At 70.3% G+C, this 24,949-nt stretch carries 18 protein-coding genes and 5 tRNA genes; 9 read left to right on the top strand and 14 right to left on the bottom strand.

Translation table 11 applies throughout. The features are described 5' to 3' along the window. The first annotated feature begins 40 nt into the window (after positions 1–40). From MYK68_RS03850 to MYK68_RS03835, 4 genes are all read left to right on the top strand, one after another. Positions 41–2,371 (top strand): helicase-associated domain-containing protein, encoded by a 2,331-nt coding sequence (locus tag MYK68_RS03850; RefSeq protein WP_247866398.1) that lies wholly within the window; start codon positions 41–43, stop codon positions 2,369–2,371. 13 nt (positions 2,372–2,384) lie between these two features. Continuing rightward, positions 2,385–4,031: a DNA repair helicase XPB gene (locus MYK68_RS03845; protein ID WP_247866397.1), complete on the top strand. Its 1,647-nt coding sequence runs from the start codon at positions 2,385–2,387 to the stop codon at positions 4,029–4,031. Positions 4,032–4,089: 58 nt separating this feature from the next. Further along, complete coding sequence (locus MYK68_RS03840; RefSeq protein ID WP_247867914.1) at positions 4,090–5,205, top strand: pyridoxal phosphate-dependent aminotransferase; 1,116 nt, start codon at positions 4,090–4,092, stop codon at positions 5,203–5,205. A 64-nt stretch (positions 5,206–5,269) separates the two neighbouring features. Next, entirely contained in the window at positions 5,270–5,908 is a 639-nt protein-coding gene (locus tag MYK68_RS03835; RefSeq protein WP_247866396.1) for an alpha-ketoglutarate-dependent dioxygenase AlkB, read from the top strand. 16 nt (positions 5,909–5,924) lie between these two features. Here the strand turns inward: MYK68_RS03835 and MYK68_RS03830 are convergent, their stop codons facing one another. The 10 genes from MYK68_RS03830 to MYK68_RS03785 form a co-directional block, all read right to left on the bottom strand. Further along, entirely contained in the window at positions 5,925–6,803 is an 879-nt protein-coding gene (locus tag MYK68_RS03830) for an oxidoreductase (RefSeq protein ID WP_247866395.1), read from the bottom strand. Then, complete coding sequence (locus tag MYK68_RS03825; RefSeq protein WP_247866394.1) at positions 6,800–8,536, bottom strand: adenylate/guanylate cyclase domain-containing protein; 1,737 nt, start codon at positions 8,534–8,536, stop codon at positions 6,800–6,802. The genes MYK68_RS03830 and MYK68_RS03825 overlap by 4 nt, the downstream gene beginning before the upstream one ends. Positions 8,537–8,623: 87 nt before the next feature. Beyond that, positions 8,624–9,178, bottom strand: a complete 555-nt coding sequence (locus MYK68_RS03820) for a YceI family protein (protein ID WP_247866393.1) — start codon at positions 9,176–9,178, stop codon at positions 8,624–8,626. Between the two features lie 130 nt (positions 9,179–9,308). Then, positions 9,309–10,472, bottom strand: a complete 1,164-nt coding sequence (locus MYK68_RS03815; protein WP_247866392.1) for a zinc-binding dehydrogenase — start codon at positions 10,470–10,472, stop codon at positions 9,309–9,311. A gap of 8 nt (positions 10,473–10,480) precedes the next feature. Next, a complete protein-coding gene (locus tag MYK68_RS03810; RefSeq protein WP_247866391.1) occupies positions 10,481–11,632 on the bottom strand; it encodes an LGFP repeat-containing protein in 1,152 nt (383 codons plus the stop codon). Between the two features lie 23 nt (positions 11,633–11,655). After that, positions 11,656–14,571: a ring-infected erythrocyte surface antigen domain-containing protein gene (locus tag MYK68_RS03805; protein WP_247866390.1), complete on the bottom strand. Its 2,916-nt coding sequence runs from the start codon at positions 14,569–14,571 to the stop codon at positions 11,656–11,658. 139 nt (positions 14,572–14,710) lie between these two features. Next, a tRNA-Asp gene (locus MYK68_RS03800) sits at positions 14,711–14,787 on the bottom strand. 58 nt (positions 14,788–14,845) lie between these two features. Next, positions 14,846–14,919, bottom strand: a tRNA-Phe gene (locus MYK68_RS03795). A 51-nt stretch (positions 14,920–14,970) separates the two neighbouring features. Then, positions 14,971–15,047, bottom strand: a tRNA-Asp gene (locus MYK68_RS03790). Between the two features lie 36 nt (positions 15,048–15,083). Continuing rightward, positions 15,084–15,156 (bottom strand) — tRNA-Glu (locus MYK68_RS03785). A 132-nt stretch (positions 15,157–15,288) separates the two neighbouring features. Between MYK68_RS03785 and MYK68_RS03780 the strand changes: the two genes are divergently transcribed. Next, the gene (locus tag MYK68_RS03780; RefSeq protein ID WP_247866389.1) at positions 15,289–15,918 is read left to right on the top strand and encodes a TetR/AcrR family transcriptional regulator; all 630 of its coding nucleotides are present in this window, start codon (positions 15,289–15,291) and stop codon (positions 15,916–15,918) included. A 65-nt stretch (positions 15,919–15,983) separates the two neighbouring features. Continuing rightward, positions 15,984–16,056, top strand: a tRNA-Lys gene (locus MYK68_RS03775). Between the two features lie 48 nt (positions 16,057–16,104). Here the strand turns inward: MYK68_RS03775 and MYK68_RS03770 are convergent. From MYK68_RS03770 to MYK68_RS03760, 3 genes are all read right to left on the bottom strand, one after another. Beyond that, positions 16,105–17,010, bottom strand: coding sequence for an alpha/beta fold hydrolase (locus MYK68_RS03770; protein ID WP_247866388.1), 906 nt, complete (start codon positions 17,008–17,010; stop codon positions 16,105–16,107). Positions 17,011–17,086: 76 nt separating this feature from the next. Then, positions 17,087–18,001 carry a CopD family protein gene (locus tag MYK68_RS03765; RefSeq protein ID WP_247866387.1) on the bottom strand — a complete coding sequence of 305 codons (915 nt, stop codon included), beginning with the start codon at positions 17,999–18,001 and terminating at the stop codon, positions 17,087–17,089. Then, positions 17,994–18,560, bottom strand: a complete 567-nt coding sequence (locus MYK68_RS03760) for a copper resistance CopC family protein (protein WP_247866386.1) — start codon at positions 18,558–18,560, stop codon at positions 17,994–17,996. The genes MYK68_RS03765 and MYK68_RS03760 overlap by 8 nt, the downstream gene beginning before the upstream one ends. Before the next feature lie 35 nt (positions 18,561–18,595). Between MYK68_RS03760 and MYK68_RS03755 the strand changes: the two genes are divergently transcribed. From MYK68_RS03755 to MYK68_RS03745, 3 genes are all read left to right on the top strand, one after another. Continuing rightward, positions 18,596–20,614, top strand: coding sequence for an NAD(+) synthase (locus MYK68_RS03755; protein ID WP_247866385.1), 2,019 nt, complete (start codon positions 18,596–18,598; stop codon positions 20,612–20,614). A gap of 121 nt (positions 20,615–20,735) precedes the next feature. After that, complete coding sequence (locus tag MYK68_RS03750) at positions 20,736–22,532, top strand: N-6 DNA methylase (RefSeq protein ID WP_247866384.1); 1,797 nt, start codon at positions 20,736–20,738, stop codon at positions 22,530–22,532. Positions 22,533–22,560: 28 nt separating this feature from the next. Next, entirely contained in the window at positions 22,561–23,325 is a 765-nt protein-coding gene (locus tag MYK68_RS03745) for a hypothetical protein (RefSeq protein ID WP_247866383.1), read from the top strand. Between the two features lie 25 nt (positions 23,326–23,350). Here MYK68_RS03745 and MYK68_RS03740 read toward each other — a convergent pair whose 3' ends face one another. Then, on the bottom strand, positions 23,351–24,865 hold the full coding sequence (locus MYK68_RS03740; protein WP_247866382.1) for a WS/DGAT/MGAT family O-acyltransferase: 1,515 nt from the start codon (positions 24,863–24,865) through the stop codon (positions 23,351–23,353). Positions 24,866–24,949: the final 84 nt, after the last annotated feature.

The following is a 24,949-nucleotide window of genomic DNA, read 5'->3' as shown; positions in this document are numbered from 1 at the left end:
ACCCAAGTCCCCTCCGCACGCGGTCGGTAGCATGGATCCGATGACCACGGACCGACCCCAGCGCGGCCTGGCCGAGACGCTGGCCGGACGCTCCGACGACGAGTTGAGCGCGCTGCTGCTCCGCCGTCCGGATCTGGCCTCACCGCCGCCGCGCGGCACGGCGGTGCTCGCCCAGCGCGCCCTGTCCGCCGCGTCGATCGCGCTGGCCGGCGACGGCCTGGATCTGGCCGGGATCGCCGTCCTGGAGGCGTTTCTCGACGCCGCCGGCCCCGGCGTCCAGCACGACCTGCTCGGACCGGTCGGCCGCGACGAGATCGTCGCCCGCCTGGGCCGTCGCCTCAAGCGCGCCGAGGTCGACGCCCGGCTCGCGGACCTGGCCGCCCGCGGCCTGATCTGGGACTCGGGGACCGGCACCGCGCGCAAACCCGCGTGGGTCGCCGGCATCCACCTGAGTTCGGCGCTCCCGTGGCGCGGGCACCACCTGATCGGCCCGCTCGCCACCGCGACCCCCGACGAGATCCGCGCCCTGCTCGACGGTCTCGACGACCGTCCCCGCGAACTGCTCACCACGCTGGCCGCCGGGCCGCCGCTCGGCCGCAGCCGGGACGCGGCCCCCGACGCCGATCCGAGCGCGCCCGTGCCCCGGCTGATCGCGTGCGGCCTGCTGGCCCGGATCGACGAGCAGACCGTCGAGCTGGTGCCGATGGCCGGACAGCTGCTGAAGGGCGAGCCGCCGCTGCGCACGGCCGTCCTCGAAGCGCCGGCCCTGACCAGCGGCACCGGCCGGTTCACCGCCGACCAGATCGATGCCGCCGGCGCCGGTGAGGCGCTCGAACTGCTCCGGCACGCGGGCGACCTGCTCGACGTCCTCGGCCGTGCCCCGGCCGCCGAACTGCGCTCGGGCGGCGTCGGTATCCGCGAACTGCGCCGCCTGGCCAAGGCCACCGGTCTGCCGGTGGCCCGCGTCGGACTCCTGGTGGAGCTGCTGGCCGGTGCCCGGCTGCTCGATTCCGGCTTCCCCGAACCCGAACCCGCCGACTGGAACGGCGAGGAGTCGTTCGCGCCCACCACCGCCGTCGATGCCTGGGAACACACCGGTCCCGAGCGGCGCTGGTACACGCTGGCGACCGCCTGGCTGGAGCTGCCGCGGCGGCCGTGGCAGATCGGGGACACCGATCGCGACGGCAACACGCTCGCCGCGCTGAGTTCCGGCTTGTTCGACGCCGCCGCCCCGCTCACCCGGCACCAGGTCCTCGAACCGCTGGTGTCCGCCGAAGCGGCCGCCCCGGTCGAACTCGACGACCTCATCGCCGCACTCGTCTGGCGGCATCCGCGGCAAGTGCGCCGCTGGACACGGCGCTTCGTCGGCGAGACGCTGCGCGAGGCCACCGAGCTCGGCCTGGTGGCCCACGGCTGCCTCACCGCACCCGGACGGGCACTGCTGACCGGGGCCGGCCCGGACGACGAGGACACCGCCGCGGCGACGCTGGCCGCGATGGACCGCGCGCTGCCGTCGCCCGTCGACCACTTCCTGGTGCAGGCCGACCTCACCCTGATGGTGCCCGGCCCGATGACTCCGGAACTGGCCGAGCACGTGCAGGCGATCGCCGATCTGGAGTCCGGCGGCGCCGCGTCGGTGTACCGGATCAGCGAAGACAGCCTGCGCCGCGCCCTCGACTCCGGCCGTTCCGGATCGGAGATCAACGCGCTGCTGGCGAGTCGTTCCCGGACGCCGGTCCCGCAGTCGCTGACCTACCTCGTCGACGACGTCGCCCAGCGGCACGGGAGTCTGCGGGTGGGCGTGGCGTCGTCGTTCGTGCGCTGCGAGGATCCCGCGCTGCTGGCCGGCGTCCTGCGCAGCGAGGCCGCCGCCGAGGTCTCGTTGCGCGCGCTGGCGGCGACCGTGGCCGTCTCCCCCGCACCGGTCCGCGACGTGATCGACGCCCTCCGGCGCGGCGGATTCGCTCCGGCCGGCGAGGACTCGTCCGGCGCCCTGATCGATCTGCGCGCCCGCGGCAGCCGTGTCCCGGCACGCACCCGGGGCGCCCGGGCGCCGCAGCGTCGTGCCCGGATCTCCCCCGGCCAGGCGGCGAGCGTGGTCGACCGGCTGCGGGTCGCCGACCGAGCCGACGAGCCCGCGGCCGGCTCGGTGCGGGTGACCGGCGGCGGCGAGAGCGCCTCCGCGCTGGTCCAGCTGGCCCTGCGCACCGGCAAGCAGGTGCGCGTCGGCTACGTCGACGCGCACGGCGCGGCCAGCAAACACGTCGTCCGGCCGCGGTCACTGGCCGCCGGGCAGCTGATCGGCAGCACCGACACCGACGACGACGCCCGGTACTCACTCCACCGGATCACCACCCTCGAGCTGCTGTAGGACAATAGAACGCGTGACTGACGGACCCCTGATCGTCCAATCGGACAAGACCGTGCTGCTGGAGATCGATCACCCGCAGGCCGGTGCCGCGCGTGCGGCGATCGCCCCCTTCGCCGAACTCGAACGCGCCCCCGAGCACGTCCACACCTACCGGGTGACACCGCTGGCGTTGTGGAACGCGCGGGCCGCCGGGCACGACGCCGAGCAGGTGGTCGACGCCCTGGTCACCTTCTCGCGCTATCCGGTGCCGCAACCGCTGCTGGTCGACATCGTCGACACCATGGGCCGCTTCGGCCGGCTGCAACTGACCAAGAATCCGGCGCACGGCCTGAGCCTGGTCTCGCTCGACCGCGCCGTCCTCGAAGAAGTGCTGCGCAACAAGAAGATCGCGCCGATGCTCGGCGCACGGATCGACGAGGACACCGTCGTCGTGCATCCGTCCGAGCGGGGACGGCTGAAGCAGGCACTGCTGAAGATCGGCTGGCCGGCCGAGGACCTCGCGGGCTATGTGGACGGCGAGGCGCACCCCATCGAACTGGAACAGGACGACTGGGAGCTGCGCGACTACCAGCAGTTCGCGGCGGATTCGTTCTGGGCGGGCGGCTCCGGCGTCGTCGTGCTGCCGTGCGGTGCGGGCAAGACGATGGTCGGCGCGGCGGCGATGGCCAAGGCCGGGGCGACCACGCTGATCCTGGTGACCAACACCGTCGCCGGCCGGCAGTGGAAGCGCGAGCTGATCGCCCGCACCTCGCTCACCGAAGAGGAGATCGGCGAGTACTCCGGCGAGCGCAAGGAGATCCGGCCGGTCACCATCGCGACCTATCAGGTGATGACCCGGAAGTCGAAGGGCGAGTACCGCAATCTCGACCTGTTCGACTCGCGCGACTGGGGCCTCATCATCTACGACGAGGTGCACCTGCTGCCCGCGCCGGTCTTCCGGATGACCGCCGACCTGCAGTCGCGCCGCCGCCTCGGCCTGACCGCGACACTGGTCCGCGAGGACGGCCGCGAGGGCGACGTGTTCAGTCTGATCGGCCCCAAGCGGTACGACGCGCCCTGGAAGGACATCGAGGCACAGGGCTGGATCGCACCCGCCGAGTGCATCGAGGTGCGCGTCACCATGTCCGACGACGAGCGGCTCCAGTACGCCGTCGCCGAGGCCGACACGAAGTACAAGCTGTGCTCGACGGCCCATTCCAAGCTGCGGGTGGTGCGGTCGATCCTCGCCCAGCACCGCGGCGCGCAGACCCTGGTGATCGGCGCCTACATCGACCAGCTCGAAGAACTGGGCCGGGAACTGGACGCGCCGGTGATCCAGGGCTCCACCCGCAACGCCGAGCGGGAGAAGCTGTTCGACGCGTTCCGGCGCGGCGAGATCACCACGCTCGTGGTCTCCAAGGTCGCGAATTTCTCCATCGACCTGCCGGAGGCCTCCGTCGCCGTGCAGGTGTCGGGCACCTTCGGCTCCCGGCAGGAGGAGGCGCAGCGCCTCGGCCGCCTGCTGCGCCCGAAGGCCGGCGGCGGGCAGGCGCACTTCTATTCCGTCGTCTCCCGGGACAGCCTGGACGCCGACTACGCCGCGCACCGGCAGCGGTTCCTGGCCGAGCAGGGCTACGCGTACCGGATCATCGACGCCGCCGACCTGCCGATGGTGGAGTGAGGTGACCGCGCACCTGGTGCGGCGGCTGCGGCCGTTCGCCGAAACCATTTTCGCCGAGATGTCGGCGCTGGCGGTCGCGCACGACGCGATCAACCTCGGGCAGGGCTTCCCGGACACCGACGGGCCCGCGGCCATGCTCGACGCCGCGCGAGCCGCGATCGCCGACGGGCACAACCAGTACCCGCCGGGGATCGGCGTGCCCGTGCTGCGGCAGGCGATCAGCGAGCAGCAGAGTCGCGACTACGGCCTGTCGTACGACCCGGACACCGAGGTGCTGGTGACCGTCGGCGCCACCGAGGCCATCGCCGGAAGCGTGCTCGGCCTGGTGGAACCGGGCCGCGAGGTGATCATGATCGAGCCGTACTACGACTCGTACGCGGCCACCGTCGCCCTCGCCGGGGCGGTGCGGCGCACCGTGCCACTGGTCCCCGACACCCGCCCCGACGGCGGCGCCGGCTTCCGGCTCGATCTCGACGCGCTGCGCGCCGCGTTCGGCCCGGACACCGCCGCGATCCTGGTCAACACCCCGCACAATCCGACGGGCACCGCGCTGACCGACGACGAACTCGCCGAGATCGCGCGGCTCTGCGTGGAGCACGACGTGGTGGCCATCGCCGACGAGGTGTACGAGCACCTGCTGTTCGGCGGGCTGACTCATCGCCCGCTGGCGACGTTCGACGGCATGCGCGAGCGCACCCTGCGGATCTCCAGCGCCGCGAAGACGTTCAACGTGACCGGCTGGAAGGTCGGCTGGGTCTGCGGCCCGCCGGAGCTGGTGGCCGCCGCACGCGGGGCCAAACAGTATCTGAGCTACGTCGGCAGCGGGCCGTTCCAGCCCGCCGTCGCCCTCGCCCTGCGGACGGAGGCGGCGTGGGTGCGGTCGATGGCCGGCGACCTGGAGCAAGCCCAGGTCGCGCTGTCGGCGGCCCTGGCCGATGCCGGTTTCGGCGTCCACCACACCGACGGCACGTACTTCGTGCTGGCCGATCCCCGGCCGCTCGGCTACCACGACGGCGCGGCGATGTGTCGTGCACTGCCTGCCCAGATCGGCGTCGCCGCGGTCCCGGTGAGCGCCTTCACCGATCACCCCCACTGGGACCACCTCGTCCGCTTCGCCTTCTCCAAACGCCCCGAAGTGATCGCCGAAGCCGCCCGCCGCCTCCGCTCCCTGTAGCCGCTCCGACACGGTCGACGAGACACGCATCGCACATACGTTCTATTCGGCGTACGCTGGCGACATGACCGGCGCCGGGATTCAGGATTCGCTGTTCGACGCGCCCGCGAATACAGCCGGGCCGGTGGTCCGTGCCCTCGCGACCGGTATCCGCCGCCGCGAGCTCAGCGACGGCGCCTGGGTGGACCTGCGGCCGGGGTGGCTGACCGGGGCGGCGCCGCTGTTCGACAGGCTCGTCCAGACGGTCCCGTGGCGGGCGGAGCGGCGCCGCATGTACGACGCGACGCTCGACGTCCCGCGTCTCACCGCCCACTATCCGGCCGGACGGACACTCCCCGATCCACTGCTGAACACGCTGCGCGCCGACCTGAGCGCCCACTACGCACGCGACCTGCCGGAGGGCTTCGCGAGCGCCGGGCTCTGCCTCTACCGCGACGGGCGGGACAGCGTCGCCTGGCACGGCGACCGCATCGGCCGCGGCGCCCACCACGACACCCTCGTGGCGATCGTCTCGCTCGGCGCACCGCGCGCCCTGCTGCTACGGCCTCGCGGCGGCGGGGCGTCGTTGCGCTTCACCCTCGGCAGCGGCGATCTGCTGGTGATGGGCGGCAGCTGTCAGCGCACCTGGGACCACGCGGTCCCGAAGGCGACCGGCGCCGGGCCGCGGATGAGTATCCAGTTCCGTCCGCCAGGCGTGCTGTAACCGACGGGACGGCCGATCAGACGTCGAAGGTGACGCCGGTCAGCTCCTCGGCCTTGGCCCAGAGCTTCCGGCGCACGGCGCGGTCTCCGGCGACACGACGGTAGCCGGACACCGCCGGACCGCCGCGCATGCCGCCGAGCCCCTTCGGCCCGTAATACTCGCCGTTCACCGCATGCGGCGAGGTGGCCGCGAACAGGGCCGGGAGCGCGCCGTCGGACGCCGACTGCGCGAGCGGCGTCAGGTTGCCCAGCCGCATCACCCAGTCCAGCGGCGATTCGGTGTGCATCTGCAGGTCGGTCGCCGCGTATCCGGGATGCGCGGCCATCGAGAGCTTCGGCGAGCCCGCCTCCGACAGCCGCTCGGCCAGTTCCAGGGCGAGCATCAGGTCGGCGAGCTTCGAGTCGCCGTACGCCGTCCAGCGGTTGTACTTGCGGTGTTCCCAGTTGAGGTCGTCGATGTCGAGCCGCGACTGCTTGTGCATCAACGACGACATCGTGACCACCCGGTCGGAGATCCGCCCGAGCAGCAGCCCGGTGAGCGCGAAGTGCCCGAGGAAGTTGGTGCCGATCTGCATCTCGAAGCCGTCGGCGGTGCGGCGCAACGGGATCGCCATCACCCCAGCGTTGTTGATCAGGACATCGGCGCCGTCGAACGAGTCGGCGAAGTCGCGCACCGAGGCGAGGTCGGCCAGGTCGAGCGAGGCGACGGTCGCGTTCGGACCGATCTGCTCGGCCACCAGGCGCGACTTCTCGACGTTGCGGGCCGCGAGGACCACCTCGGCGCCCGCGGCGCCGACGGCGAGCGCCATCTGCTCGCCGAGCCCGCTGTTGGCGCCGGTGATGACGAAGCGCCGCCCCCGCTGATCGGGGATGTCCGTGATCGACCAACCATTCATCGGGTCCTCTTCTCTCGTTCCTCGCGCGCCCGCGCGCCGGGCATTCTCAGCAACTCGGAAAGAACGCTACCCAAGGTCGGCGGTTCGGTCCGCGCGGCCAGTGCGGTCGGGACGTAGACGTCCGTCGCCTCGCTGCGGCCCCGCAGGGTCACCCGGGCGCTGCGCGACCACCGCGCAGCCTCATCCGGATCGGCCGCCGCGATCGCGGCGCCGCTGGCGCAGACCGGGGTTCGGCTCTCCTTGGCGCGGTCGGAGAGGCGCGCAGCCTCGTTCACCGGGTCGCCGATGACGGTGTACTCGTAGCGGCTGGCCGCGCCGATGTTGCCGGCGAATACGCTGCCGTAGCCAACCCCCATCCCCCATTCGAGGGGCAGTCTCTCGCTCAGCGCGTCGCCGAGTTCCCGGGCGGCCCGCAGGGCGGCGCCCGCCGGGTCGTCGAGCTCGGCCGGCGCCCCGAAGATGATCAGGGCGGCGTCACCCTCGAACTTGTTGATCAGTCCGTCGTGCCGCTCCACCACCTCGGCGACCACGGAGAAGAAGACGTTGAGCACCACCGCGGTCTCCCGCGGATCCCGCTGTGCCGCGAAGGCCGTCGACCCGCTCAGGTCGACGAAGACGACCGCCACGTCGGCATTGGTACCCGCCATCCCCCCTTCGCGGGAGATGGCGAGTTCGGCGACTCGATCGCCGACGTGACGGGAGAAGAGCGTCCGGATGCGCTCGCGTTCGGCCAGGCCGTCGAGCATGCCATTCAGGCCGCTCTGCAACACCCCGAGCTCGGACGAATCGTAGACGGCCACCCGCCGGTCAAGGTCACCGGCGGCGGCGGCCTCGACCACCGAGCGCATCTCGGTCAGTGGATCGGCGATGGCGCGGCCGACCAGCACGACGATGTTCAGTCCAGAGGCCAGCGACAGGATCGCCAGAAAGACCGTCGCCCAGTCGAGCCGGCCGGCGGGCGGCAGCAGACCGGCCCACCGCCCGATGTTGAGGGCGATCAGACCGACCATCGGCACCGCCGACGAGACCAGCCAGACCACGAGCATGCGCTCCCGCACACCATGGACCACGCGGGCATCCGAGGTACCGCTGAGCGCCAAGACGGCGAGCGGCCTCGCCGATGATTCGGCGAACAGGTAGGTCAGACTGCAGGAGGTGACCGCGGCCAGCGCGAACGCACCACCCACGGTGACCAGGAACAGCGCCGTGACGTCGGCGATCAGCGCATAGAGCAGATAGCTGGTCAGCCAGCCGAGAATGTCGGCACCGACCTGCTGAATCGGGATGCGGGCGACGTCACGGCGCCGGGCGACGTCAGCGGGCTCACCGGACGCGAACCACCGGAAGTGCCGTCGCAGCAGCACGTACGAGACCAGGATGCTCACCGTGCTGCCGATCACCGTGGCGATCAGCATGTCGTAGAAGTTCGGATGGTCCAGCTTGGTGTTCAACGTGAAGCGGCCACCGGTGAACGCCAGTAGGACCAGCACGAAGGTCTCCAGACCGATCGCCGACCGGGAGCCGATGCCGACCGCGATGCCGACGAACGCCGCGCGCCGCAGTACGCGCTGGCGGACCGACGGGGCGAGTGCCCGCCATTCGGTGGCGAGCAACTCGCCGTCCATCGGGCCGCGGCCGCGGCGGAGCGGACGGAGCACCCAGGAGCGGGGTGCCCACGCCTCGATCCGGGTGGCGACGTCGTGCATCGCCTCGCGCGAACGCTGCAATTCCACCCGTCACCTCCCGCGACCGCGCCCGACAATGGGTCGAGCGTACCGAACACGCACCGCAGCGCGGCGCGGTCGCGGGCGGGGCTGGAATCAGGCGGAAGCCTGGCCCGCCTCGATCTCGAGGGTGAGGTTGATCTTGTCGCCGACCACGGTGCCACCGGTCTCCAGCGGCATCTCGATGTCGATACCGAAGTCCTTGCGGTTGATCACCGCGGTGGCCTCGAAACCGGCGACCGGGCCGTGGCCCATGCCCGGGTTGACGCCGTTGAACTCGAGCTTCAGGTCGACCGGCTTGGTGACGCCCTTCAGGGTGAAGTCGCCGTGCACCACGTAGTCGTCGCCGTCGGACTCGACCGAGGTGGAGACGTAGGTGGCGGTCGGGTACTTCTCGGCGTCGAAGAAGTCCGCCGACCGGATGTGCGCATCGCGCTGGTCGTTACGGGTGTTGATCGAGGTCACGTCGATCTCGGCGCGCACCGACGGGGTGCCGTCCTCGGCGACCTCGATGGCGCCGGAGAACGTGGTGAACTCGCCGCGGACCTTCGACACCATCAGGTGGCGGACCGAGAAGCTCACGGCCGAGTGCACCGGGTCGATGGTCCAGGTGCCGGCGGACAGCAGGGGAAGGGCATTGATCGAAGACATGGGGACTCCTGGGAGGAACGGGGCGGCGCTCACCGCGCCGGCGGATCATTCGATCCACATCCAAACTTAACCGGACTACGGTCCGTATTGTTTCGGGCGAGGCATGATTGTGAAGCAGATCATACCGCGATCAGGGCGTGACGGCCGCCGACGCCGGATCGATGAGGATCTTCACGTGCGTCTCCGGATCGCCCAGCGCCGCGAAGGCCGCGTCGACGCCGTCGAGCCCGACGGTCCCGGTCAGCAGCGGCCGCGCGTCGATCCGGCCGTCCGCCATCAGGTGGAGGGTGTCGCGGAACTCGTCGGGGTCGTAGGCGAAGACGAAGCGGAGATCGATCTCCTTGTTCGACAGCAGCGCCGGCCGCACCGTGTCGGGTTCCATGCAGACACCCACGACAACGATCCGCGAACGATAGGGCATCTCGGCACTCAGCCGGTCGAGCATGCCGGGCAGGCCGACGCATTCGAAGACGACCGGCCCCTTCGGCACCTGACCGAGCCGCTCCCCCAGTCCCATCAGCCGCCACCACGGCAGACCCGGGACCGTCCGCAGCTTGTGCATCGCGTCGAGCGCGAAGTCCAGCAGCTCCGGTCCCCGGCGAAAGTGCATGGCGCGCTCCGGAATCCGGTCGGCGAGCTCGGATCGGGCCGGGTCGACGACGACATCCGCCCCGCACGACCCGGCCAGAGCCCGGCGGGCCGGCGACAGGTCGCTGGCCACCACCGTCTTGACCCCCTGGGCCTTGAGCATCAGGATCACGGCCAGGCCGATCGGACCGCAACCGACGACGACGGCGACGTCACCGCGCCCGATACCACTGCGGGCGACGGCATGACGGCCGACGGAGAGCGGCTCGGTCAGGGCGGCCAGATCGGTGTCCAGGCGGTCCGGCACCGGCATGGTGACGTCCTCCTCGACCAGGACGTACTCGGCGAACGCCCCGGCGGCACGCGCGGACAGCCCGGTCATCTGGACCTCGTCACCGTCGCGCCGGATGGGCAGCGACACGACGCGGGTACCGGCCTTCCAGCGGCGCCGGCAGCCGCGGCCGTACGAGACCACCTCGCCGACGAATTCATGCCCCATCACCACGCGCTCGTCCGAGCGCATGAAGTGGTCGTAGCCGACCTCGCCGGTGAGCGCGGCGACCTCGTCGCAGTGGATCCGCGCGTGCAGATCGGAGCCGCAGATCCCCGCCCGCAGGACCTTCAGCAAGACCTGTCTGCGGCCCGGCTCGGGCATCGGGAGATCGACGACCTCGAATTCGCCGCGTCGGCAGACCGTCGCCTTCATGTGCCGAGTTACCCCTCGCCGCCGGTCTCCGCGGCACCCGCGCCGTGCAGCCAGGCGCGTGTGGCGTCCTCGCCGCCGGCGTGATCGGCACCGAGTGCGTTGTTCTCGTAGGCGATCCGCGGCCCGTGATCGACGTCCTCGGCGTAGGTCACCACCAGTGACGACGCCAGCGCGGTCTCCTCGCTGAGCACCGGCTCCGGCGGCTCCTCGGGCTCCGGCTCCGGTTCGGGTTCCGGCTCCGCGACCGGTTCGTCCGCCGCTGCGGCACCGGCGGCGGGTACGACGGCCTCGCTACCCGGCGAGGCGACGGCGGCGGGGGTCCCGGCCGCCGTCGGAGCCGGCGCGGCGTCGTCGTCCGGCTTCCGGGATCCACGGCCGCGCCGGAACAGCACGACGAGCGCGATCAGCAGAACCAGCACGCACGCCGCGGCGACCGCCCACGGCCACCATTTCCGCCACCCGGACCGGGCGGCCGGGGCCGGCGGCGCGGGCTTGGCCGCCGAGATGGTCTCGGTCGAGTCCGCGGCGACCGCCATCGTCGGCATCGACGCCAGCAACTCGGCCGGCGTGGTCTCCAGGCCGGTCGTCGACGACCACGCGATGTGCGTGCCCGCCGGTCCGGCGAAGTCGGCCTCGTCGGCGCGGCCGGTGTTCACGGTGTCCGAGGTGGGGAACCCGAACGGACCGGTCACCCCGCCGGAGGCCCGCCACGCCCGCAGCACGCCGCCGGTCAGCAGCGAGGCGCGCGTCGTGGGACTCCAGTAGATGGCGGCCCCCTCCGGGCCGTTGAACTCGGAGAACCGGCCGTCGCCGGCGGCCTGTTCGCCGCCGGTCGGATAGCCGATCGCGGCGGGTCCGCCGACCGCGCGGTATCGCGCGGCGATCGCGCCGTACACGGCCTGCGCGCCGGTGTCCGGCGAGTAGTAGACGGTGCCGCGTTCGAAGGTCTGCGATGCACCTCCGCCGCCGCGGACCATCCGCAGCGTGCCGGTCGGACCGCCGAGCAGGGCGGCATTGCCGGAGTCGGCGGCGAAGGCGCCGATCGCCGCGGTGGCGTCGCCCCGCACGTCCGCCCGCGCGAGGCCCCCGCCCAGCACGACCGTGAACAGCACGGCGAGCACCGACACCACACCGAGCGCCGATGCGCTCGCGACACGCATACCCGGTCGGGTCCGGCCGGACATCAGGACTGACGGTCCCGGAACTCGTCGTCGGTGTCGTCGTCCCCGGGCACCGCGTACTGCGCGACGCCCTTCACATCGAGTTCCGGCGACGACGCGCCGGCGACCCCGTCCTCGGGGTGCGCGCCGGTGCGGGCGTCGAGCCAGTTGGTGTCGGTCTGCTCGCGCTCCACGAAGTGCGCCTGCACATCCTCGCCGCCGCGCGGCGCGTGTGTGACGGTGCGGGTGGCGCGCTCGTCCTCCACGACGTGCTCCACCTCGCGCTCGACCACCTTGCGCACGAAGACCGGCTTCTCGACCACGACCTCGACGATCTTCTCGACCGGCTTCTCGATCACCTTCTCGACCTCGACGTAGACCGGTCGCTCGATCACCTTCTCGACGTCGACGAAGACCGGCTTCTCGACGACGCGCTCGACGACCTGCTTGATGTCCTTCTCGACCAGCTTCTCGACGAGAACGGGGTTCTCGACCAGCTTCTCGAACTCGCGGGTGACCGGCTTCTCGACCAGCTTCTCCACGATCTCCGGGCGCTCGACCACCTTCTCCACGACATGCTGGACCGGCTTGTCGATCACCTTCTCGACCACGTTCGGCTTCTCGACCACCCGCTCGACCACCCGATCGACCGGCTTCTCGATCACCTTCTCGACCACGTTCGGCTTCTCGACCACCCGCTCGACCACCCGATCGACCGGGGTCTCCACGACGTTCTCCACGACGTTGGGCACCTCGACGATCCGTTCCACCTCGCGGTCGACCGGCGATTCGACGATCTTCTCGATGATGTTCGGCTGCTCGATCATCCGCTCCACGACGCGGTCGACCGGGGTCTCGATCACCTTCTCCACGATGTTGAGCTTCTCGACGACCTTCTCGACCTCGCGGTCGACCTCCTTGTCGACGACCTTCTCCACGATGTTCGGGACCTCGACAATCCGCTCGACCACGCGGTCGACCGGCTTCTCGATCACCTTCTCCACCACGTTCGGCTGTTCGACGACACGCTCGACGACGTGATCGACCGGCTTGTCGATCACCTTCTCGACGATGTTGGGGACCTCGACGGTCTTGGCGACCTCGCGGTCGACCGGCTTCTCCACCACCTTCTCGATGATGTTGGGCGCCTCGACCGAGCGCTCGACCACGCGGTCGACCGGCTTCTCCACCACCTTCTCCACGATGTTCGGGGCCTCGACCGTCCGCTCGACGACCTTGTCGACGGGCTTCTCGACGATCTCCTCGACCACGTTGGGGGCCTCGACGACGCGCTCGACCGTCCGGTCGACGGGCTTCTCGACGATCTCCTCGACCACGTTCGGCACCTCGACGATGCGCTCGACCACGCGATCGACCGGCTTCTCCACCACCTTCTCGATGATGTTCGGCTGCTCCACCACCCGCTCGACTACGCGGTCGACGGGGGTCTCGACGATCTTCTCGACCAGGTTCGGCTTCTCGACGACCCGTTCGATCTCCTTGTCGACCACCTTCTCGACCGGGACCTGAACGACCTTCTCGACGATCAGCTCGCGCGGTACCTCGACGTGCTTGACGACCGGCTTCTCGACGACGAGTTCGACGACCTTCTCGACCTCTTTCTCAACCATCTTGTAGACGATCTTCTCGACGGGGACCTCGACGATCTTCTCGACGATCTTCTCGACGGGCTTCTCGACGGTCACCTCGACGATCTTCTCGACCGGGACCTCGACGACCTTCTCCACGATCTGCTCGATCGGGACCTCGACCTCACGCTCGACGACGGTCACCACCGGCTTCTCGACGATCCGGTCGACGGTGACCTCCTTCTCGACGATCTGGTCACGGATGTCGACGATCAGCTTCTCCACGAGGCGATCGACCTCGACGGGCGCGTCGACCACCTCATCGACGACGGTCACGACCAGCCGCTCTACCAGGCGCGGCACGTCGACGGCGCGTTCGGTGATCTCGTCGACGAACGAGACCACGAGCTTCTCCACCAGCCGCGGCACGTCGACCGGGCGGTCCACCACCTCGTCGACGAAGGTGACGATCGGCCGCTCCACCTCGCGCGGCAGCTCGACCGGCACCTCGACCACCTGGTCGACGAAGGTGACGATCGGCTTCTCCACCGCACGGGGGACGTCGACCGGCGTGTCGACGATCTCGTCGACGAAGGTGACGACGGGCTGCTCCACCTGGCGCGTCAGCTCGAGCGGCTTCTCGGTGATCTCGTCGACGATCGAGACGATCGGCTTCTCGACCTTGCGCTGGATGTTGACCGGCTTGTCGGCGATGTCGTCGACGATCGTGACGATCGGCTTCTCCACCAGGCGCGGAACCGCGATCTCCTTGTCGACCACCTCGTCGACGACGGTGACGATCGGCTTCTCCACCAGGCGGGAGACCGGCTTGGGCTTCTCCACGACGTCGTCGAGCACCGTCACGATCGGCTTCTCCACGATCCGGGAGACCTCGACCGGCTTGTCCACCACGTCGTCGACGATGGTGACGATGGGCTTCTCCACCCGGCGCGGCACGTCGACCGGCTTCTCCACCACCTCGTCGACCACGGTCACGACCGGCTTCTGGACCAGCCGGGACACGTCGACGGGGACGTCCTGTACGTCGTCGCGCACGCTGACCACGGGTCGCTCGACCAAGCGGCTGACCTCGATCGGCTTGTCCTCGACGGAGTCGACGATGGTCACGACCGGGCGCTCGACCAGGCGGCTGACGGTGGTCGGCTTGTCCACCACCATGTCGACCGTGTCGACGACGAGTCGTTCGACGATCCGCTCCATGGTGACCGGCTTGTCGACGATGCGTTCCACTGGATTCTCGACGAGCCGCTCGACGGTGAACTCCCGATCCACGACATTGTCGACGACCTTCGGACTCGGATTCGGATCCTTGGGGTCGTTCTTAGCCACGGTGCCTCCCTAGTGCTGGCTGTGTCCAGTGTGGTTCGAGGTGCGCACGAATACAAGAAAACTCGCCAGGCCAGCGTACGGGAGCAGCCCAACAGACGAACAATCCCCCAGATTTTATCTCTGGGGGATTGTTCACACATGGCGACCCTGACGGGACTCGAACCCGCGACCTCCGCCGTGACAGGGCGGCGCGCTAACCAACTGCGCCACAGGGCCATGTTTTGTTGTCTCCCGCGCCGGACGCAGGAAAACCCCCGGAATACCGGGGGCCGAGTGGCCAGGGCCGGGATCGAACCGGCGACCTTCCGCTTTTCAGGCGGACGCTCGTACCAACTGAGCTACCTGGCCGTGGTATTGCTGACATGCACGCACGCGACGTGCGACACATCGTCGCCATACTGGCGACCCTGACGGGACTCGAACCCGCGACCTCCGCCGTGACAGGGCGGCGCGCTAACCAACTGCGCCACAGGGCCATGTTCAGTTATGTCCGCGATTTTCATCGCAGAGCGTACCCCCTACGGGATTCGAACCCGCGCTACCGCCTTGAAAGGGCGGCGTCCTAGGCCGCTAGACGAAGGGGGCCGGATGTCCTCGTTGGGAGCTTGATCAGCGTATGGCACACCGTCCGCGATTCACAAATCGCCTGGTCAAGCCTCCCGTTTCGGATGACCGCACCGTGTCGCGCGGATCGCCTCGGCCGAGTACCTTCTAGCCATGACGCAGGACGCCCCGCGCCCCAGTCGCCGCGGCCGGCCCCGGACCGGCGAAGTGGCCGCCCGCAAGTCCGCGATGCTCGACGCCGCCGCCGCACTTCTGGTGGAGCGCGGCTATCCGTCGTTCACGGTGAACGCGGTCGCCGAGCGGACCGGCGCCTCCAAGAGCACCATCTATTCGTGGTTCGGCAATCGGGAAGCGCTGGTCAGCGCCATCGCCGAGCGCAACTACGACCTCACGCAGATCCAGGTGCACGCCTCGTCGCCCACCGAGCAGGACCCGCGCGAGGTCCTGACCGCCTGGACCCACCAGCTGCTGCGGGTCCTGCACGGCGACCTGTCGCTCGCGATTCTGCGCGCGGCGATGAACGAGCCGGCGCTGGGCCCGGTCGTGCTCCGCGACGGCGCGGACCGGCAGCGACCGCTTCTCGCCGCGTACTTGGCCGACGCCTCGCGTGCCGGACTGCTCCGCATCGACGACGCCCCGCGCGCCGCGAAAGAGCTCTACGGCCTGGCGATGCAGGACGACCAGATGCGCGCCCTCCTCGGCGACGCCCGCATGACTCCCGACGCCGTCCGGGTGCGCGCCGACCAGGCCGTCGCCAACTTCCTGCGCATCTACGGCCCGTGACCGGCGTGGCCGGTGCTGCCCGGGACGCGAACACCCGGTAAGCTGCATTCGCGCATGACGCGCCCGCCCCTATAGCTCAGTTGGTAGAGCTACGGACTTTTAATCCGCAGGTCGTAGGTTCGAGCCCTACTGGGGGCACCGCGAAGGGTCCTGGCCGGAAGGTCGACCGGGGCCCTTTGGCGCATCTCAGCCGGACAGCGCCGCGGGTTCCCGCGTGCGGGCGAGCACCGAGCGGACGGCGTCACCGAAGGCCGGGACGAAGCGTTCGGCGCCGAGCACACACACCGCGTGACCGCCGTCGACCGGGAATTCGAGCGCGCCGCCGATCCCGCCGGAGAGCAACCGCTGCCGTTCCGGGGGGACGGTCTTGTCGCGGGTGGAGACGACGACGGAGGTCGGCACGTCGACCTCGCCCAGCCAATCGCGCGCGTCGAACGCGGCCATCGCCCCGCTGAACGCGCCGAGCTTGCTCATCGGGGTGGACAGGAACTGGCTGATCCCCCACTTCGCCGGATGCGCAGACCAGTCGTTGAGCCGCCGGTCGGACGGAACCGGCACGAAGCGGTCGAAGCGCGCCGCGACCGCGCCCATCCGCTGATCCCGGGCCAGTTCCTCGGGGTCGTTGCTGGAGAAGTACGGCCCGGTGGAGCACAGCACCAGACCGTCGACGCGATCCGCGTGCCGGCGCCACGCGAGTTGCGCGATGCCGCCGCCCATGGAGAAGCCGGCCGCGATGAAGCTCTCGATACCGAGCCGGTCGGCGACCGCGACCGCGTCGTCGGCGCAGAGTTCCAGCGTGAAATCCGCCGACCGGATGCCGCGGCCGTGCCAGCGATGGTCGATGGTGATCACCCGGAAATCGCGGCCGAGCTCCGGAATCACCGGGTACCAGCAGAGCAGGCCGGTGGTCGCCACCGAGTGGAGCAGAAACAGCACCGGCGCTTCACGCGGGCCCGAGTCGGTGATGAACGTGGTGCCCCGGCCCGGCAACTCCAGGTACCGGCCCTCCGGCAGGTCCCGGACCGGATAGGGCCGCACGACATGCCCGACGGCGCGCTTGAGAGAACCGAACCCGAGACTGTTCTTGCCCACGGCGAGTAACGCTACCCGGCGAGGCTGGACAACTCCTGTGAATCGTCTCGGCGGTTTCCTGTGCGCCGGACAGCGCTCACGACACTCCGGGCGCGGTCGTGGCCAGCCCCGCGGCCAGCCCCAGGACCACGCTCAGCAGGATGGTCTCGACGGCCGCGCGCCGCAGCGACACCGCCTCGGGCGCCGCGTGCCGGGCCGCCGCCGGCACCCATCGACGGCGATGCGTCGCCGCGAACGCCAGCACCACGACCAGGATCGCGGCCTTGGCGAGCACCACCCGGCCGTAGCCGGTGTCCCACCATCGCGCGCTCACCCCGAGCTCCACCAGCGCGGCCAGCACCCCGGTCGCGACGAGCACCGCGGCCGCGTACAGCGCGTACCCGGAGAACAGCGGCAGCGACACCGACCATCCGCGCCGCCCGCGGACGCTGACCGCCAGCGCGGCAAGCGTCCCCGTCCACCACGCGGCCGCCAGGGCATGCGCGCCGACCAGCAGCGGGGTCCACGCGCCGGTCGCGGCGTGCCCGCTGATCGACAGGGCCAGCACGCCGGCCGCGGCGATCACCGCGACCAGCACCTGCGCGGCGAACGGCCGGGCGCACCAGATCAGCACCAGGACCGCGCCGCCCACGCAGATCAGCGGGGCGAGTCCGGATTCCAGGCCGAGCATCAGATCGCCGAGACCCAGCCGCCACGGTCCGACGCCGGCCCGCCCGGCCAGTTCCAGCCAGGCCGCGACCAGGGACGTGGCGCCCCAGAATCCGGCCACCGCCGCGATCAGTGCGCGCGAGGGCCGGGCCTCGACGTACTCGAGTCCGCCCAGACCGACCAGCAGGCAGGCCGCGCCGAGCGAGAGCGCCGCGGCCCACGCCGAACCCTCCGGCCCGGCGCGTCCGGCGAGCAGCCCGCAGATCGCGACGCCGAGGAGCGCACCGGCCGCCGCGACGGCCGGCAGCGCCGCCCGGACGGGGCCGATCGGGAGGTCAGGCACCCCGGCGGCGGAGGGCGACGGCCAATCCGCCGCCGATCACGACGAGCGCCGCGATGATGATCAGCACGATTCCCCAGACCGGGAAGCCGTGGTCCTCGTTCTTGATGGAGAGCGTGTCGGCGTCGGCCTTCGCTCCCGGCTGACCGTTACCCGCGACGGTGAGGGTGAACGTGCGCTGCCCCTGCACGGGGTGGCCGTCGGCCGAGGTGACGCGATAGTTGACCTGGTATTCCCCGGTCGGTCCGAGAGCGTTGACCGGCACCGAGATCACCCGGCCCTGGACCGTCGGATCGCCCTGCTGCCAGAAGTTGCCGTCCGGCCCGACCACCTTGAGGACCGCGTATTCGGGCCGCAGGTCCTCGTTGAAGGTGATCGACACGACGCCCGGCGAGCGGTCGACCTTGGCACCGTTCTCCGGGCTCGATCCGACGACGGCCGAATGCGCGGACGCCGGGCCCGCCCCGAGCAGCGCCCCGGTCAGGGCGAGCACCGTCAGCAGCGCAGCGAGCAACGGAATGCGCCGGACCGACAGGGTGCGGGCGGAGGCCGGGTTCGTCATGCCCCCATGCTGCCACGCGCGATACCGTGGACGCCGTGTCGGTCTACTCACACGGCTTCGCCCGTCTCGCCGCCGCCGTGCCCGTGCTGGCGCTGGCGGACCCGCGCCGCAACGCCGAGCGCACCATCGAACTGATCCGCGCCGCCCACGAGCGCGATGCGGCACTGGTCGTCTTCCCCGAACTCGGGCTGTGCGGCTACAGCGTCGACGACCTGGTGCAGCAGGACGCCCTGCTCGACGCGGTGATGACGGCGCTCGACGAGATCGCCGCGGCCACCGTCGGCCTGCGCCCCCTGGTGGCCGTCGGCGCCCCGCTGCGGGTCGACGATGCCCTCTTCAACTGCGCGGTGCTGATCCAGGACGGGGAGATCCTCGGGGTGACCCCGAAGAGCTACCTGCCGAACTACCGCGAGTTCTACGAGCAGCGCTACTTCGCGGCGGCGCGCGACGCCGTGGTCGACTCGGTGCTCCTCGGCAGCCGCGAGGTGCCGTTCGGCACCGACCTGATCTTCGAGGCGACCGACCTGCCCGGTTTCCGGGTGCACGCCGAGATCTGCGAGGACGGCTGGGTGCCGATCCCGCCGAGCACGTGGGCGTCACTGGCCGGCGCGACGGTGCTGATCAATCTCTCCGGCAGCCCGGTGACCATCGGCAAGGAGAGCTACCGGCAGGCACTCGTCACCGGACACTCCGCGCGGTGCGTCGCCGCGCAGGTGTACGTCGCGTCCGGATTCGGCGAGTCCACGACGGACCTGGCGTGGGACGGCGACGCGCTGATCGCCGAGAACGGCACCCTTCTGGGCCGCAGCGAGGCCTTCGCGATGACCGAACAGCTGGTCGTCGCCGACGTCGACCTGGACCGGCTCCGCCAGGAACGCGCCCGGATGATCAGCCTGCGCGATCAGGTCGGCGACGTCGCCGACCAGGTCCGCGGTTTCCGCCGGATCGGCTTCACCCTCGGTGACCTCGACCGCGCCGACGACCATCTGCTCCGCGCGGTCCCCCGCTTCCCGTTCGTCCCCGCGTCCGGCGCCGACCGTGACCGCCGCTGCCGCGAGGTGATGAACATCCAGGTCCAGGGCCTGGCCCAGCGGTTGCGCGCGACCGGACTGTCGAAGATCGTGATCGGTGTCTCCGGCGGCCTCGACTCCACGCTCGCACTGCTGGTGGCGGTGGAGACCTTCGACCGGCTCGGTCTGCCGCGCAGCGACATCCACGCGTACACGATGCCCGGTTTCGCGACCGGCGGGCACACCCTCGCCCGCAGCCACGTCTTGATGGACTCGCTCGGGGTCAGCGGCAACGAGCTCGACATCCGGCCGTCGTGCGAGCAGATGCTGATCGACCTCGGTCACCCGTTCGCCGACGGGCACCCCGTGTACGACGTGACCTTCGAGAACGTGCAGGCCGGCGAACGCACCTCGCATCTGTTCCGGCTCGCCAATCGGCTCGGCGGGATCGTGCTCGGCACCGGCGACCTCTCCGAGCTGGCCCTGGGCTGGTGCACCTACGGCGTGGGCGATCAGATGTCGCATTACAACGTCAACGGTTCGGTCCCCAAGTCGCTGATCCAGCATCAGATCCGCTGGATGATCGACGCCGGGTCGTACGCGCCGGAGACCACCGCGGCGCTGCGCGAGATCCTCGCCGACGTGATCACCCCCGAGCTGGTCCCGCCCGGGGAGGACGGCGCCGTACAGAGCACCGAGGACACCGTCGGCCCCTACGAGCTGCACGACTTCTTCCTCTACTACCTCACCCGCTTCGGCTACCGGCCGGCGAAGATCGCGTACCTCGCCGAGCAGGCGTGGAGCGACGTGGCGGCCGGTATCTGGCCGTCGATGATGAGCGACGACGAGCGCCACGCCTACGACGCCGCCACCATCCGGCGCTGGCTGGAGGTGTTCCTCAAGCGGTTCATGGCGAATCAGTTCAAGCGCACCGCGATGCCGAACGGCCCGAAGATCGGCTCGGGCGGCTCGCTGTCCCCGCGCGGCGACTGGCGCGCACCGTCGGACGCACCCTCGACGGCCTGGCTCGACGCCCTGGACTGACCGGATCCGGGCTCGATCGGCGGCGGGCTGTCGTAGGCCCGCGCTAGCCTTCGCACGGCGATCATCGCTCCGGTGTCGGCAGGCTCGAGGAAGTGTCGTAATGACTCATTACACTCACGGGATGGTCCCTGAGTCAGCTCTGGACGGCCCCGTCCACGGGCTCGTCGACAATCGTCGCGCCGCCCTCATGCTCGGGGTTCCGCTGAACACGTTCAAGGTCTGGGCCACGCGCGCCAAGACCGCCAAGACGGGGATCCCCACGGCCATGCCGGAGCCGGTGGCATCGATGCACGGCAACGTCTACCGGGCCGAGGACATCGAGGAGTTCGGGCGCCAGATCGCCCTGCACGCCCGATCCCCCCGCTCGGACCAGCGCTCCCGGGGCGCGTATTTCACGCCCGACGACGCGTCGACGCTGATCGTCCAGTGGGCGATCCGGTCCCCCGACGACGTCGTCCTCGAGCCGAGCGTCGGCGACGGGCAGTTCGCCCACGCGGTCAACGCGTACGCCGACTCCCGCGCCTGGAGCCGGCCGCACCTGTACGCCTGCGAGCTGGACCCGGAGACCGCCGCGAACGCGATCGACAGCGGAGCGGTCGCCGCCGAACGTCTGCGCGTCGGAGACTTCCTGGCCGCGACCGACCTGCCCATGGTCGATGCCGTCATCGGGAATCCGCCGTACGTCCGCGTCCGGGAACTGCCGCCCGCTCTCCGGCGATCGGCGATGCGCAGCGCCGATGCGGCGCTCGGGTCGCCGATGGAGCCCAGCGGCAGCGCCTGGATGCCGTTCGTCGCCAAGGCCACCGCCCAGCTGCGGCCGGGCGGCCGGCTGGCCTTCGTACTGCCCCTGGACTTCACCTATGTCCGCTACGCACAACCGCTCTGGCGCCATCTGGGCCGGTCGTTCGGCTCGCTGACGATCCTGCGGTTCCGGGAACGCGTGTTCAAGGGCATCCTGCAGAACGTCCTGATCCTGCTGGCCGATGCCCGGGGCGGCTCGACGCAGCAGGTGAACGTGCTCGCCTGCGACAAACTGTCCGACCTGCCCGCCACCGTCACCGGACGAGGGGTGCCGGTGGCTCTCGACGACGTGGTGGCCGGCAAGCGGGTCTTTCAGCACGCGCTCCTGCCGCAGGCGACCAGGGAGACCCTCGCCGCGCTGGAACCGCACAGCGGACGAGCCGGCGACCGGGCGAAGTTCAACATCGGCTACGTCTCCGGCAACAAACCCTTCTTCCACCCCGACCGCGAGACGGTCCGCGACTTCCGGCTGCCGAGCCGTTCCCTGCTGCCGACCATCGCCAGTTCTCGCCAGGTGTCCCGGGCGGCGCTGACCACCGGATCCATGGATCCCGAGGCCACGCTGTGGCTCCCGGACCCGCGGCGACTCACCGAGGGTGAACGGACATACATCGCGCAGGGCGAGCACGACTCCGTGGACATGGCCTACAAGTGCAGAATCCGCAAGCCCTGGTATGTCGTTCCCGGCGTCCGGGTACCCGACGTCATCCTCACGACCTTCAGCGATCGGCCCCGGCTCCACGTCAACGACGCCGGGTGGATGATCTCCAACAGCGTTCTCGGCGGCTATCTGCGCAGCGGCGAGACCGCCCGGGATTTCGCCGACTCGTGGTACACGCCGCTGACCCTGCTCAGCATCGAGATCGAGGTCCACTCCCTCGGCGGCGGCGTGATGATCGCGGTGCCGAGCGAGGCCGACGGTGTCAAGGTCCTCCACCGGCCCGACTCGCTGCCGCCGGACCGCCGGGCCCTCGACACCGCGCTGGCCGGCGGCGACACCACGGCGGCCTACGACGCCGGGGCCGCGTCGATCAGGCGGCTCGTCGGCGACGACGGCCTCGCGGCCGTCCGGGACGGTGCCCAGACCCTCCGGCGCTGGCGCCGAGCGAAGGACTGAGCACCCTCCACGGACGGCGGCGCCGTCGGTGACCACGCGTAATGTGCAGGCCATGCCGAAGCCCGCCACCACGCCCCCGCTCGCCATCGCGCCGCCGTCGCTCGAAGACGTCCTGCGCGATATGAAGGCGACGTACGACCTCGACCCGGTCAAAGCGGTGCGCGGGCAGGGCTTCATCAAGATGCTTCACAAGTACATCGCCGACGATCTGCGGTCCCGCCTCACCACGACCGCGCTCAGGGACGGCGTCGAAGTCAAAGAGGAAGTGAAGCTGTTCGGCTCGCACAAGCCGAAGGATGCGGACGTCGCCGTGATCCACCCCGACAACGGCGTGCTGCTGAGCGTCGGGGTGCGGAGCCAGATGACCTCCGTGGGCAACAACGTCCTCGAGTACTACCAGGGGATCATCGGCGAATGCATCAGTCTCCAGGACCGGTTCCCCATGGCCGTCTACGGATACGCGTACCTCCATCCCCTGCTGAGTAAGAAGTGGGGAACGGTCCAAGGGCGGAAGGTCCTGCGCGACGAACATCCCGACCACGCCCGATACGCGCTCATGTACAACGCCATCACGGGCCGGGACGGCACCTTGTACAAGGACATTCGCGGCGTCTACGACCAGTTCGCCTACCTGGTCGTCGACTTTCAGAACACCCCGCTGCCGACGATCCGCGATGACCTCGTGCAGACCTCGGTGCCGCTCGGCCAACGCGATCTCCGGGTGAGCACGTTCGTCGACAGGCTCGTCGACACGTTCCGGCAGCGCAATATCTGGCTGGACTACTTCGAGTAGTCCGCGGGCTCCCGAGACTCGCGGGTCACGGCTTGTCGGTTCCGTCGAGGTCGACGGCGATCTCCTCGATCTCGGCGGCCTCCGCGGCGGCGCGCTCGGCCGCGTCGAGACGCTCGGCCACCTCGGTGGCGGCCACCTCGGCGTCGACGGCGGCGGTCAGCAGGTCGAGCTGAGCGTGGAAGGCGCTCGCCAGATCCCAGATGTCCGTGGTCAGGTCGGCGCAGGTCAGGATCCCGACGTTCAGCATGCCGGCCGCCGAGAACACGGTCATGTTCAGGCCGAGCCCGTGGAAGATCGGCGCCAGCGGATAGACCGACTCCACCTTGCCGCCGAGGAAGTACATGTCGAACGACGGCCCCGCGACATTCGAGATCACCGTGTTGAACACCGGCGGATGCAGCACCGACAGCCGGCGGTCGGCGTAGATCCGCATCAGCGCGCCCAGCGTGTTGCCGGGCGCGAACTCGGCGAACGCGCGCAGCATGTTCGGGTCCACGTCCTGGTGGTGCGCCTTGGCCTGGTTCGCGTAGATGCCGGCCACCCGGATGCGCTCCACCGGATCGGCGACGAGACTCGGCAGCCGGGTGAACATGCCGGTCACCTTGTTGGTGCCGGCCACCACCAGGTCGCCTTCGTCGGCGCCGCGCACCGACACCGGCACCAGGCCGACCAGCGGCTCCTCCGGCAGTTCGTCGTGCTCGGCGAGGTAGTCGCGCAGCGCGCCACCGGTCATCGCGAGCACCACGTCGTTCATCTTGACGCCGTAGTGGTCCTTCACCCGCTTGACGTCGGCGAGCGGCAGCTGGGTGAGCGCCAGGCTGCGCCGCGGGGTGAGCGGTGCGTTGAACCGCGTGCGCGGCGCCAGGAACGGCGCGGGCATGCCGTCGCCGGATCGCACCCGCTTGATCCATTCGAACGGCACCGGCACGGTCTTGGGGATCAGCCTGAGCGCCGCCACCGGGCGGTGGACGAAGAAGTTGAACGCGCCGCCGACCGCCAGTTCACCGCGCGGCGCACTGCCCGCGGTGGTGGCGACCAGTTCCGGATCCAGCTCCGGCGGCTCCGGGCTGAGGGTGGCGAGCTGTCCCAGGATGTCGGCCACGGTGGCACCGTCGACCGAGGCGTGATGCATCCGCAGGAGCAGCGCCACGCGGCCCTGCGCCATGCCCTCCATCACCCAGAGGTCCCAGAGCGGCTTCTTGCGGTCGAGTTCCTGGCCGATCAGGTGGCTGGACATCTGCGCCACCTCCTGGATCCGGCCGGGCGACGGGATCGCGATGCGGTGCACGTGCCGCTCGATCACGAAGTCCTCGTCCTCCACCCACACCGGGTGGTCGAGGTTGGTCAGCGAGTCGGCCAGCTTGCGCCGGAAGATCGGGAGACCCTTGACGCGGCGGGCCATCTCGCCCCGCATCTTCTCGAAGCTGTAGCCCCCGGGAATCGTCCCCGGATCGATCTGCATGATCGCGGCGACGTTCATCACCTGCGACGGCGTCTCCAGATACAGAAACGACGCATCCAGACCGCTCAGCCGTTCCATTCCCGCTCCTCCATCGGCACCGATCGCGTCCCGCGACCACCCCGGGGACACAACAATCCACACTAGACCCGCCGCCCGCACCGG

The organism is Gordonia sp. PP30, assembly GCF_023100845.1.
In the GTDB taxonomy this organism is placed as follows: Bacteria; Actinomycetota; Actinomycetes; order Mycobacteriales; family Mycobacteriaceae; genus Gordonia.
The sequence above is the reverse complement of the archived record's forward strand: the minus strand, read 5'-3'. Positions and strand labels throughout refer to the sequence as shown.